The following is a 10,541-nucleotide window of genomic DNA, read 5'->3' on the forward strand; positions in this document are numbered from 1 at the left end:
CACGTGGCACGAGTCCGGCCCGAACGGCGCCGCCCGATCGACCTCGCGGTCACCGCGGCCATCCTGGTCGTCGTCGCAGCCCTCTGCGTCTCCGCCTGGGCGCTGAGCCCGGTCCGTCACACGACCAGCGTGCAGGCCCAGGCCGAGCCCGCCGCGATCGAACCGGCGAAGGCCGTGCCGGAGCGCTTCGTCGCCCGCTGGCGGGCCGACTCCGACGCCACCACCGTCCCGGCCGTCGGTACTTCGGTCGTCGTCACCGGCAACGGTGGCCGGGTGGTCGGGCACGACCCGTCGACCGGACGCGAACTCTGGTCGTACAGTCGCGATCTCGATCTGTGCACCGTCGGCACCGCCTGGACCGCGAGCTCGGACCTGGCGCTGGCGGTGTACCGCAACAGCCGCGGATGCTCGGAGGTGACCGCACTGGACGCGGGCACCGGGGGGCGTGCGGGTGCCCGTACCAGCGACGCCGACCCACAGATCCGGCTCGTGACCGACTCGGGATATGCCGTCGCGCAAGGCTCCCGGCGGATGGAGACGTGGGGGTCCAACCTCGTCCGCGGCATCGAGTACGGACGGGTCGAGGCACCTGTTCGCCCGGAGGACGCGCCCGACCGTGCCGACTGCGAGTTGTTCTCGTCGGCGGTGTCCGGTGATCGCGTCGCCGTCGTCGAACGCTGCGCCGACGATCCCGGGTATCGGCTCACGGTCCTCGGCGCGGTGCTGGGGAACGACGAGAACGTCGAACAGTACGGGTCGTCACTCATCACCGGCGACGTGAGCGGCCCGCCACCGACACTGATCGCGATGTCGTCCTCGGGGATCGCCGTCTACGACGGCGGGGCGGCACCGGCCGAGCCCCCGACGATCGGCGCGGAGAGCGGCCCGGCGATCCGGCGCTTCGACACCGACGGCGTCGCGGCCGGGACCAACACCGTCGCCGGTGACGCCACACCCCCGGCGGGGAGTGTCCCGATCTCCTCCGACGGGGTGGTCACCTACTGGACCGGCAAGGCGACGGTCGTCCTGAACGCGCAGACGCTCAACCCGATCTATCAGGTTCCGGGCACTCTCGGACCCGGCCAGGTGATGGCGGGACAGCTCCTGTTGCCGAGCGCGACCGGGATCAGCGTCCGCGACGTGGCGACCGGCCGTGAGATCCGGTCGATCCCGTTGGCACGGAGCGCACCGGCCGCGCCGGTCGTGAGTCTGCGGGTACTGGGCGACGTCGTGGTCGAGCAGCACGGACCGCGCGTCGAGGCCTTCGGTCCGGGCTGACCGGCAACCGCAGACCGGCAAGCGCAGACCGCCGACCGCGGGCCTCAGACCTGGAAGGTGCCGACCTTCTCGCCGGCCTCCCAGTGCTTCCACAGATTCTCGGCCAGAGCGCGATATGCCGTGGCGCCCTTGTTCTTTCGACCCCTCATCACCGAGGTTCCGGATGCCGAGGCCTCCGCGAAACGCACGGTGCGCGGGATCGGCGGGTCGAGCACGGGCAGATCGTAACGATCGGAGACGTCGGCGAGCACGTCGCGGCTGTGCGTGGTGCGGGCGTCGAAGAGAGTGGCCACCGCGCCCAACATCGTCAGATTCGGGTTGGTGATCTGCTGGACCTCGCGCACGGTGCGCAACAGCTGCCCGACGCCACGATGGGCGAGCGTCTCGCACTGCAGCGGCACGATGACCTCGTCGGCCGCGGTCAGACCGTTCAGGGTGAGCACGCCGAGCGACGGCGGGCAGTCGACGATGACGACGTCGAAGTCCTCGGCCACCTCTGCGAGCGCCCGCTTGAGCGCGTACTCCCGACCCGGCCGCATCAGCAGCAATGCCTCGGCGCCGGCGAGATCGATGGTTGCCGGCAACAGCGTGACCTTGTCCTCGGTGTCGAGCAGGACGTCGGCGATCTCCTCGTCACCGAGCAGCACGTCGTGGACCGAGGAGCTGAGCTGGTCGGGATCGTGCCCGAGCGAAAAGGTGAGACAGCCCTGGGGGTCGAGGTCGACGACGAGCACCGAGACGTCGAGGTCGGCGAGGGCGGCCCCGAGGGACTCCACCGTGGTGGTCTTGGCGACCCCACCCTTCTGGTTGGCAATCGCGAGGATGCGCGTCATGCGCCCTACTGTACGACCGCCCGGGCCGGAACCGTCGGGTAAGACCCCCGGCGGTTCGACCCTCAGGCGCCGGGCTCGGGCCCCTCGGCGAGCCAGCGCACCGAGGGCGGACTGAAGAGCATCACGAGGGCGGCGAGGGCCGCCAACGCCAACGGGACCGCGAAGACGGCCCACCCGCTGGTGAAGATGTAGTAGGACACCGGCAGGAGCAGGATCTGCGCCATCATCGCGATCGTGCGACCCCACCGCCGGCCGGTGAGCAGTGCGAGCCCGCCGAGCAGGACCCCGCCGCCGATGATGCCGAACCATCCCGCGGTGCCGTACCCGCTGATCGCCGCCTCTTCGTGTCCGGCGAGGCCACGGACCACGAGAACCACCGCGACCAGGACCCCGGCCAGCCCTTCGATCGTCGTCACCGCACCGGCGATCTTGATCTGGCGCGGGGTCACCGACGGATCGGTGTCGGGTTCCGGACGGCCGCTGTCGGTGCTCACCGCCCCAGGATATTTGGTGGGCTCGCGCGCACCGCCGGGGGTCCACACACGAGCGCGATCACACCTGTCCGCACGAGCGCGATTACGCGCGGGCGGGCCCGACCCCATATCCTCGGGTGTCGTGCGCGTCATGCTCATCGTCAATCCGTTCGCCACCGCGACCAGTCCCGCTGGACGCGACGCACTGGCGCACACCCTGAGCGCGCACTTCCACCTCGACGTCGAGCTGACCACCCACCGCGGACACGCGTTCGAACTCGCCGCGCGCGCCGCTGCCGAGGACTTCGACACCGTGATCGTGCACGGCGGCGACGGATCGGTGAACGAGGCCGCCAACGGTCTCCTCGACCCGCCGTCGAGCAGCGACCCCGACCGGGACCGTCCCGCACTGGCCGTGATCCCCGGCGGCAGCGCCAACGTCTTCGCCCGCACGCTGGGAATCGACCCCGACCCGTTGCTCGCGACGCAGCAGATCATCTCGCTGCTCGACGCGGGCCAGAGCCGCCGGATCGGCCTCGGTCACACCGACGACCGGTGGTTCCTGTTCAACACCGGCATGGGCATGGACGCGGTGGTCGTCCACGCGATGGAGGACAAGCGCCACGCGGGCAAGACGGCGACCCCGGCCCGCTACCTGTGGACCACGATCACCAGCTTCCTGAAACAGTCCGGCTCGTCGGCCACCTTCGACGTCGAGATCCCCGGGCGTGACCGGATCATCGGCGCCCGTTTCGGTTTCGTCTCCAACACCAGTCCCTGGACCTACCTCGGACCGCGGGAGATCCGCACCAACCCCGACACCGGGTTCCATACCGGCCTCGGCGTGTTCGTCGCGACCTCCACCGGCGTCCTCCGCAACCTCCCACTGGCGACCAGACTCCTGTCCCAGGCAGATCCCAAGGCGCGCCATCTCTTTCGAGACGACGACGTCGACGAGGTGTGCTTCCACGCCGAGGCACCGATAGACGTGCAGATGGATGGCGATTACATCGGGGCGTTCCGCGACATACGCTTTCGCCATCGCCGCGACGCGCTGACCGTCATCGCACCGCCGATCAGCATCCCCGAGACCACGACGTAGGGCAGCGCGGCGACGACGAAGAGGCCGGCAGGCCCCAGCCACGCCGAGCCCAGCGCCCAGCCGGCGTACGCCAGGATCGCGACCACTTCCTCACCCATCCCGGCCAGCGACGTGACGGTGGCGCGCGAGGTCGAACTCAGCCGGTCCTGCAGTTCGGCGTCGGCGACGACCCGCGCCCAGCCCAGAACGCCGAATGCGACGGCGACGCCCAGCGCTGCCACCGGGTGCCCCCACAGCGCGGCTCCGATGAGCGCGATGGCGCCGAGGCCCACGGCGGGCCCGATCGCGGCAACCGACCGAAACCGGCCCGCGGCGAGCGCGCCCGCGATGTCGCCGACCGACACCACGATCATCAGCAGGGCGACCCCGCCCGGATCGGTGTGCCCCGACCCGCCCGCGTCGTCGCCCAGGAACGACCCGATCAGCAGCGGGAGGTATTCGTCGAGCGCCGCGACCCAGGTCAGGGCGACGCCCAGCAGCAACATCCGTCGCGCCACCGGTTGTGTCCGCAGCGACCGCCGGCCACTGCGGACGATCGCGTACCAGCCCGGGTCCGGTTCGCCGTCTGCGGACCCGAGGTCGTCGTGGTCCGGCCGGTTCCGGTCGGCGCGCGTCTCGGGCAGCGCCGACAGCAGCGAACACACCAGGCAGGCGACGACGCTGGCGACGCCAACCAGGCCATAACCACCCCAGGAGAACAGGGGCGCAGCCAGGGCGGTGCCGCCGATGACCCCGAGCGCCGCGGCCGCCCGCATGCGCCCGGACAACCGTGCGTAGTCGTGCGTGCGGCCCAGTCGAACCAGTTCGTCGTAGACCAGGGCCTGGGTCGTACCGGACCGCAGGGAACCCCCGAGTGCCCACAGCACGAATCCGGTGGCGAAGGAGAGGAACGACGGCGCCGCCGTCCAGAGCGCGAAACCCGAGGCAGTGATCATCGGACCGACGACGAGCAGCTTCCGCCGGGACAGGCGGTCGGCCAGCACTCCGGTGGGAACCTCGACGATCACCGACGACACCGACCAGATCACGAACAGGGCCGAGATCTCGGCGGGCCCGAGGCCGGCGCCCGGGACTCCGGGGTCGGCGAAGAGCACGGCGTAGAGCGGATAGAGCGGGATCAGGTCTTCGAGGAGGGCGGCACCCACTGCCGCGACGGTCAGCCTGCGGTGGGTCCGATCAAGCGGTGTGGATCAACATCGTCGGCGCATGTGGTGAAGAATACCCTCGCGCGTCCGGCCACGTCACGAGCTGTTTCATACAGGGTCGAGGTCGCGACCAGCAGAAAGTCGTCGACAGTACCGTCGCGAGACGAGTAGGCTACTACAAGGCCGTGAGACACACTGCCCGGACCCCCCTCCGGGGGTCGGCGACCGAAGTGCTAGGCGAGCGACGTGATGTTGCCCACGTGTTAAGCAAACCCATTGACTTCGGCTCGATTCGTGAAAGTATTCACAAGCAACAACGCGGAAACATTTGGTGCGCCGCGTGAACTGAGAGTTACAGCCAACAATCACCAGCACGACGATCGAGTGGTGCAAACGCGCCCGAAGGAGTAGAGGAATGGACTGGCGTCACAAGGCCATCTGTCGCGACGAGGATCCGGAACTGTTCTTCCCCGTGGGGACCAGCGGCCCGGCCATCGCGCAGGTCGCCGACGCGAAGCTCGTCTGCGCACGGTGCCCCGTCACCGCCGACTGCCTCTCGTGGGCTCTCGAGTCCGGCCAGGATGCCGGCGTCTGGGGCGGCATGAGCGAGGACGAGCGACGCGCCCTCAAGCGCCGTACCGCACGTACGCGTACCCGGAGCAGCGTCTAGGCCTTCACCGGCCGGCCCTGTTCCGGATTCGAAGAAACCCGGCCCCGGCCGGGTTTTTTCGTGCTCGCGCTCGTCGCCTCCGGCCGAAGCCTCTGCCGGCCAACCGGGTTCGCGACCGGGTCTCACGCGCGCAGCGGAATGTAGACACCCACTTCGGTTCCCACGCCACCAGGGTTGGCGCGGACCTCGAGCTCGCCGCCGAGCTCGATGGACACCAGCGTCTTCACGATCTGCAGGCCGAGGTTCTCCGAGGTCGTCAGATCGAACTGCTCAGGCAGCCCGGAACCGTTGTCGCGGACCGCTATTCGTAACCCACGCACATCCCGTTCGGCGACGACCGCGATCTCGGCGTCGTCGCGCGGAGCTCCGTCGAAGCCATGTTCGATCGCATTCTGGATGAGTTCGGTGAGGACCATCACCAGCGGCATCGCGAGTTCGGCGGTCAGCACACCCAACCGATCACGGTGGCGCACAGCCACCCTCGCCTCCCCCGACGCGACATCGACCAGGATCGGTACGAGCCGATCGACGACCTCGTCGAGATCGACCTCCTCGTCGACACTGCCCGACAACAGCTCGTGGACGAGTGCGATGGAGGCCACTCGGCGGACCGCCTCGTTGAGGGCCTCCCGCGCGTCCGAGTTGGACGTGCGCCGCGCCTGGAGCCGCAGCAGCGCCGACACCGACTGCAGATTGTTCTTCACCCGATGATGGATCTCGCGAATGGTGGCGTCTTTGCTGATCAGGGCGCGGTCGCGCCGCTTGACCTCGGTGACGTCGCGGATCAGGACCACGGTGCCGGTGATCTCCCCACGCGGACGGAGCGGCACCGCGCGGATCAGGGCCGTGGCCCGTCGCGCGTCGGCCTCCACCCGCATCCCGATGTCACGGTAGGGACCGGTGGGCACCTCGGTCACGCCGGCCGCGATGTCGAGCATCAGGGCGACGTCGTCGGCTTCGAACGGCTCGGTGATGAGTTGCTTCACGACGTCGGAGAGGTGCGTGTGATTGAGTTCGGCGGTCCATCCCATCCGGTGGAATGCCGACAGCGCATTCGGGCTGGTGTAGGTCACCATCCCCTGGCCGTCCAGACGCACGAAGCCGTCGCCCGCACGCGGTGTCGACAGTCCGCGCGGATTGCCCTCCTCGTGCGGGAAGGTCCCATCCGCGACCATCTGACACAGGTCGTCGGCCGAATCCTGGTACGCGAGCTCGAGCGGCGACGGCAGGCGCGGGTGGGTCAGATCGACCGCCCGGGTGGCCACCGCGATCACTGCGCCGTCGTGGCCGACCGGGACGGCTTCCTGCCGCATCGCCGTCGCGCCGAACCAGGTCGGATCCTCGTCACGGAGGATGCGGTCGGAGGTGAAGGCGCGCAACACCTGCGGATGGGCGTCCGTGTCGATGACCCGGCCGACCTCGTCGGTCGGGAAGACCGTCGACGCGGTGTTGGGACGGCACTGGGCGACGGTGACCACCGCCCCGGACTCCGTGCGCACCGACAGCAGGAGGTCGGCGAACGACAGATCGGCGAGCAACTGCCATTCGGCGACGAGCCGTTGCAGGTGGGCAGCTGCCGAGTCGGACAGCGTGGTGTGTTCGGCGAGGAGATCGGAGAGGGTCGACATCTCAGGACACGGGGCGTCGAGCGGCCGGCGCGGGGCGCCGCTACTCGAAGACGGCGATCACATCGCCGGCCTGGATGACATCGCCGACCTCGACCTTGACCTCGGCGAGCGTGCCCGGCTCCTCGGCCAGCACGGGGATCTCCATCTTCATCGACTCGAGCAGGACCAGCGTGTCGCCGACCTCGATCTGCTCGCCCGCAGCGACGCGCACCTCGAGGACACTCGCGACGATCTCTGCCACCACGTCTTCTGCCATGCACCCAAATTAGCCCACGGCGCCCCGCCCGGAAGCTCCGGTGCCGGGGCGTGAGCGGAGGTGTTTTTGGCGCATGGGAGAATCCCTGAGACACTGTGATGTCCCGATCAGCAGGGATGTCCTCCCCGGCCGATGTCAGGGTTGTCTCAGCACTCTGTGCGAACCAGCACACGGGGCGAACCAGTACACGGCGGGCCCGCTATCGGCGACGCCCGCCCCGCAATGAAGGAGATGCGTCATGGGAAAGCGCGGACGCAAGAAGCGTGCTCGTAAGAAGAACGCTGCCAACCACGGCAAGCGCCCCAACGCCTGATCACCGCTCACCGCGGTCTCGGCGAACGAGCAGCGAAAAACGCCCGGGTACGGCCATCAGGCCGCCCGGGCTTTTTCGTGTGCTCGTGGCGTCACCGTTCGGATTCGGTGACCTCGTGCACTATGACGGTCTTGCGGATCTCGATGCGCAGGCGATCCCGCAGACCCTGCGGGGCCTGATCGCCGCCGCACTTGCGGTTGACGAGCGCCTTGAGCTGCTGCTCGATGCCATAATGCGCCAGGCAGGACGGGCAGGAGTCGAGATGCCCCTGGAGGCGTTCGCGGGCGTTCTGGTCGCACTCGTTGTCGAGCAGGAGCCAGACGTCGGCGATGACGGCGGAGCAGTCGAGCTGGGTCAGCTCCGGATCGACGTCGCTCATCGGGCCACCTCCGCATCCGTCACGCGTGCGGAACGGTTGAAGCCGCGCTCGCGCGCGACGTCGGCCAGCAGCTCACGCAGCTGGCGACGTCCGCGATGCAGGCGGGACATGACGGTACCGATCGGGGTGTCCATGATCTCGGCGATCTCCTTGTACGGCAGGCCTTCCACATCGGCGTAGTACACGGCCATCCGGAAGTCCTCCGGCAACTCCTGCAGTGCGGCCTTGATCTCGTCGTCGGGAAGGGCGTCGAGCGCCTCGATCTCCGCCGACCGCAACCCCTGCGAGGTGTGCTCGGCGGTCGCGGCGATCTGCCAGTCGGTGATCTCGTCGGTCGGGTACTGCGCGGGCTGACGCTGCTTCTTGCGGTAGCCGTTGATGTAGGTGTTGGTGAGAATCCGGTAGAGCCAGGCCTTGAGGTTGGTGCCCTCCCGGAACGAGGCGAATGCGGTGAACGCCTTGATGTAGGTCTCCTGGACCAGGTCCTCGGCGTCGGCGGGATTGCGGGTCATCCGCAGCGCGGCACCGTACATCTGGTCGAGCAGCGGCAGCGCATCGCGCTCGAACCGCTCGGTCAGTTGCTCCGGCGACTCGTTCGGATCGGCCCGGCGGGGCGCCTTGGCGGTCCCGGTTCGGCCGGTCTCGGACGACTCTGTGTCGGATGCTTCTGTGTCGGACACTACGATCCCTTCGATGGGAGGCATCACGGAGATGTTGTCGATCAAGCTTACCGACCCGTCCCCCACCGAGAGCGACCTCGGTTCGGTGCGCTGCGGGAGTTCCATCACGGCCGCGGTACTCATCTGCCTCCCGACCTCCTTCGTGTCCGTGTGCGTACGTCCGTTGTCCGAACAGTCCCAACAGAGCACGACCGGCGGTTTGTTCCCGGGTCGCCGTCGTGATCGCCACGCCCGGCCCACGCCGGCGACGGGTCGCGTCCCCACGATGTCCCTGCCCACCACCACCAGGAGGTGACCGAACGATGGCGTCCACTCCGGCGATCGCCGCTCTCGAACGCGCTCGAATCGCCCACTCCGTGCATCGGTACGCACACGATCCCCGATCCGAGGCCTACGGTGCGGAGGCCGTCGCCGCACTCGCCGACGCCCTCGGCGTACGCGCCGAGCAGATCTTCAAGACGCTGGTCATCGAACTGTCCGGCGGTGAACGATCCGGTCTGGCGGTCGCGGTGGTCCCGGTGCCCGGCAAGCTCTCGCTGAAGTCGGCGGCGGCCGCGCTCGGGGCGTCGAAGGCGACGATGGCCGAGGCCAAGGCCGTCACCCGGACCACCGGTTATGTCCTCGGGGGCGTCTCCCCGGTCGGCCAGCGAACCCTGCTGCCCACCGTGATCGACTCCTCGGCGACGGCGTTCGACAAGGTGCTGTGCAGCGCGGGCAAACGCGGCCTCGAGATCGAACTGGCCCCGGCCGATCTGGTGACGATCACCGAGGCCGTTGTCGCCGACATCGCCGCACGCTAGTCGCCCGCTGTCGCACCATTAGGGCAGCATGGACACCATGTGCGGACGCTATGCGGTGACCACCGACCCGGCGAAGCTGGCGGCAGAGATCGACGCCGTGAACGAGGTACCCGACCCCGCGGGTGAGGATTCCACCGATCTCGATGCCACTCCCCGGTCGCCGGGCGTGAACTACAACGTCGCACCGACGACGACCGTGATGACCGTCGTCAAACGACACTCACCCGGGCAGCCCGACGACGATCCGTTGTTGCGCATCCGGGCGATGCGTTGGGGCCTGGTGCCGCCGTGGGCCAAAGAGGTCGGGAAGGGGCCGCTGCTGTTCAACGCGCGCGCCGAGAGCGCAGCGGAGAAGAGTTCGTTCCGCTCCTCGGTCAAGTCGCGGCGTTGCCTCGTACCGATGGACGGCTGGTACGAGTGGAAGAAGGGGCCCGCCGACAGCAAGGGCAAGCCGACCAAGATCCCGTTCTACATGTCCCCGCAAGACGGAACCCGGCTCTTCATGGCGGGCCTGTGGTCGGTGTGGCACCCCAGGACCGGCCCCGACTCACCCGATCAGCCCCCGCTGCTCAGCTGTTCCATCCTCACCACCGACGCGGTCGGCGAACTCCGCGATGTCCACGACCGGATGCCGCTGATCATGCCGTACGACAATTGGGATGCCTGGCTCGATCCCGACGGCCGCGCACCCGACGACCTGTTCGCCCCGCCGGCCGAGTCGCTGGTCGACGCCATCGCGATCCGCGAGGTCGCCCCACTCGTCAACCGGGTCGCCAACAACGGACCCGAGCTGCTGAACCCTTCGTGACGCTCGCAAGCTCGCTCCTCAGGGAACGGTGGACGCTCGCAAGCTCGCTCCTCAGCCTGAATCCGTGGATGAGGTTTCAGGCGGGTGGGTTTGCGGTGCGTGAGCGTCTGATTGTGTTGTGGGCGCGGGGTATTCGCTGACCTGTGTCAGCCTTTTCACTGGGGTTCCTTGGTGGT

Annotated in this window: 14 protein-coding genes; 7 read left to right on the forward strand and 7 right to left on the reverse strand. The window is 68.7% G+C overall.

All coding sequences use genetic code 11. The annotated features are described in order from the left end of the window. Positions 1-3 precede the first annotated feature (3 nt). Positions 4-1,278, forward strand: a complete 1,275-nt coding sequence (locus MHN80_RS24665) for a hypothetical protein (RefSeq protein WP_239404028.1) — start codon at positions 4-6, stop codon at positions 1,276-1,278. Positions 1,279-1,322: 44 nt separating this feature from the next. On the opposite strand, the gene MHN80_RS24670 is transcribed toward MHN80_RS24665, so the two are convergent. Both MHN80_RS24670 and MHN80_RS24675 read right to left on the reverse strand, forming a co-directional pair. Next, positions 1,323-2,111, reverse strand: coding sequence for a ParA family protein (locus MHN80_RS24670; RefSeq protein ID WP_004023446.1), 789 nt, complete (start codon positions 2,109-2,111; stop codon positions 1,323-1,325). Between the two features lie 62 nt (positions 2,112-2,173). Then, on the reverse strand, positions 2,174-2,605 hold the full coding sequence (locus tag MHN80_RS24675; RefSeq protein ID WP_004023447.1) for a hypothetical protein: 432 nt from the start codon (positions 2,603-2,605) through the stop codon (positions 2,174-2,176). A 130-nt stretch (positions 2,606-2,735) separates the two neighbouring features. On the opposite strand from MHN80_RS24675, the gene MHN80_RS24680 reads away from it, so the two are divergent. Beyond that, the gene (locus MHN80_RS24680) at positions 2,736-3,686 is read left to right on the forward strand and encodes a diacylglycerol kinase family protein (RefSeq protein WP_180819381.1); all 951 of its coding nucleotides are present in this window, start codon (positions 2,736-2,738) and stop codon (positions 3,684-3,686) included. Here the strand turns inward: MHN80_RS24680 and MHN80_RS24685 are convergent. After that, positions 3,590-4,831, reverse strand: coding sequence for an MFS transporter (locus tag MHN80_RS24685; protein ID WP_239404029.1), 1,242 nt, complete (start codon positions 4,829-4,831; stop codon positions 3,590-3,592). The genes MHN80_RS24680 and MHN80_RS24685 overlap by 97 nt on opposite strands. A 415-nt stretch (positions 4,832-5,246) precedes the next feature. Between MHN80_RS24685 and MHN80_RS24690 the strand changes: the two genes are divergently transcribed. Then, complete coding sequence (locus MHN80_RS24690) at positions 5,247-5,501, forward strand: WhiB family transcriptional regulator (protein WP_004023450.1); 255 nt, start codon at positions 5,247-5,249, stop codon at positions 5,499-5,501. 122 nt (positions 5,502-5,623) lie between these two features. Here MHN80_RS24690 and MHN80_RS24695 read toward each other — a convergent pair whose 3' ends face one another. Both MHN80_RS24695 and MHN80_RS24700 read right to left on the reverse strand, forming a co-directional pair. After that, on the reverse strand, positions 5,624-7,129 hold the full coding sequence (locus MHN80_RS24695; RefSeq protein ID WP_064570867.1) for a sensor histidine kinase: 1,506 nt from the start codon (positions 7,127-7,129) through the stop codon (positions 5,624-5,626). Positions 7,130-7,169: 40 nt separating this feature from the next. Continuing rightward, positions 7,170-7,385, reverse strand: coding sequence for a biotin/lipoyl-binding carrier protein (locus tag MHN80_RS24700; RefSeq protein WP_033206071.1), 216 nt, complete (start codon positions 7,383-7,385; stop codon positions 7,170-7,172). 238 nt (positions 7,386-7,623) lie between these two features. Between MHN80_RS24700 and MHN80_RS25960 the strand changes: the two genes are divergently transcribed. Continuing rightward, the gene (locus MHN80_RS25960) at positions 7,624-7,698 is read left to right on the forward strand and encodes a 50S ribosomal protein bL37 (RefSeq protein WP_369758845.1); all 75 of its coding nucleotides are present in this window, start codon (positions 7,624-7,626) and stop codon (positions 7,696-7,698) included. 91 nt (positions 7,699-7,789) lie between these two features. Here the strand turns inward: MHN80_RS25960 and rsrA are convergent, their stop codons facing one another. Together rsrA and MHN80_RS24710 are read right to left on the reverse strand one after the other, a co-directional pair. Then, a complete protein-coding gene (rsrA, locus tag MHN80_RS24705) occupies positions 7,790-8,077 on the reverse strand; it encodes a mycothiol system anti-sigma-R factor (protein ID WP_004023453.1) in 288 nt (95 codons plus the stop codon). Beyond that, entirely contained in the window at positions 8,074-8,880 is an 807-nt protein-coding gene (locus MHN80_RS24710) for a sigma-70 family RNA polymerase sigma factor (protein ID WP_033206094.1), read from the reverse strand. Before MHN80_RS24710 ends, rsrA begins: the two co-directional genes overlap by 4 nt. Here MHN80_RS24710 and MHN80_RS24715 point away from each other — a divergent pair. Genes MHN80_RS24715 through MHN80_RS24725 form a run of 3 tightly spaced genes read left to right on the forward strand, consistent with a single transcriptional unit; the run spans position 8,771 to position 10,365 of the window. Continuing rightward, on the forward strand, positions 8,771-9,052 hold the full coding sequence (locus MHN80_RS24715; RefSeq protein ID WP_239404034.1) for a hypothetical protein: 282 nt from the start codon (positions 8,771-8,773) through the stop codon (positions 9,050-9,052). The genes MHN80_RS24710 and MHN80_RS24715 overlap by 110 nt on opposite strands. A 7-nt stretch (positions 9,053-9,059) precedes the next feature. Continuing rightward, entirely contained in the window at positions 9,060-9,557 is a 498-nt protein-coding gene (gene ybaK / locus MHN80_RS24720) for a Cys-tRNA(Pro) deacylase (RefSeq protein ID WP_239404030.1), read from the forward strand. A 37-nt stretch (positions 9,558-9,594) separates the two neighbouring features. Further along, positions 9,595-10,365: an SOS response-associated peptidase gene (locus MHN80_RS24725; RefSeq protein ID WP_239404031.1), complete on the forward strand. Its 771-nt coding sequence runs from the start codon at positions 9,595-9,597 to the stop codon at positions 10,363-10,365. Positions 10,366-10,541: the final 176 nt, after the last annotated feature.

Source organism: Gordonia sp. McavH-238-E, from assembly GCF_022348225.1.
Taxonomy (GTDB): Bacteria; Actinomycetota; Actinomycetes; order Mycobacteriales; family Mycobacteriaceae; genus Gordonia; species Gordonia terrae.

What these genes read in the sequence shown, in the direction of transcription:
- rsrA (WP_004023453.1), bottom strand. Translation starts at nt 8,077, where the DNA reads ATGAGCGACGTCGATCCGGAGCTGACCCAGCTCGACTGCTCCGCCGTC.
- MHN80_RS24690 (WP_004023450.1), top strand. Translation starts at nt 5,247, where the DNA reads ATGGACTGGCGTCACAAGGCCATCTGTCGCGACGAGGATCCGGAACTG.
- MHN80_RS24725 (WP_239404031.1), top strand. Translation starts at nt 9,595, where the DNA reads ATGTGCGGACGCTATGCGGTGACCACCGACCCGGCGAAGCTGGCGGCA.
- ybaK (WP_239404030.1), top strand. Translation starts at nt 9,060, where the DNA reads ATGGCGTCCACTCCGGCGATCGCCGCTCTCGAACGCGCTCGAATCGCC.
- MHN80_RS24715 (WP_239404034.1), top strand. Translation starts at nt 8,771, where the DNA reads ATGGGAGGCATCACGGAGATGTTGTCGATCAAGCTTACCGACCCGTCC.
- MHN80_RS24700 (WP_033206071.1), bottom strand. Translation starts at nt 7,385, where the DNA reads ATGGCAGAAGACGTGGTGGCAGAGATCGTCGCGAGTGTCCTCGAGGTG.
- MHN80_RS24680 (WP_180819381.1), top strand. Translation starts at nt 2,736, where the DNA reads ATGCTCATCGTCAATCCGTTCGCCACCGCGACCAGTCCCGCTGGACGC.
- MHN80_RS24695 (WP_064570867.1), bottom strand. Translation starts at nt 7,129, where the DNA reads ATGTCGACCCTCTCCGATCTCCTCGCCGAACACACCACGCTGTCCGAC.
- MHN80_RS24670 (WP_004023446.1), bottom strand. Translation starts at nt 2,111, where the DNA reads ATGACGCGCATCCTCGCGATTGCCAACCAGAAGGGTGGGGTCGCCAAG.
- MHN80_RS24710 (WP_033206094.1), bottom strand. Translation starts at nt 8,880, where the DNA reads ATGAGTACCGCGGCCGTGATGGAACTCCCGCAGCGCACCGAACCGAGG.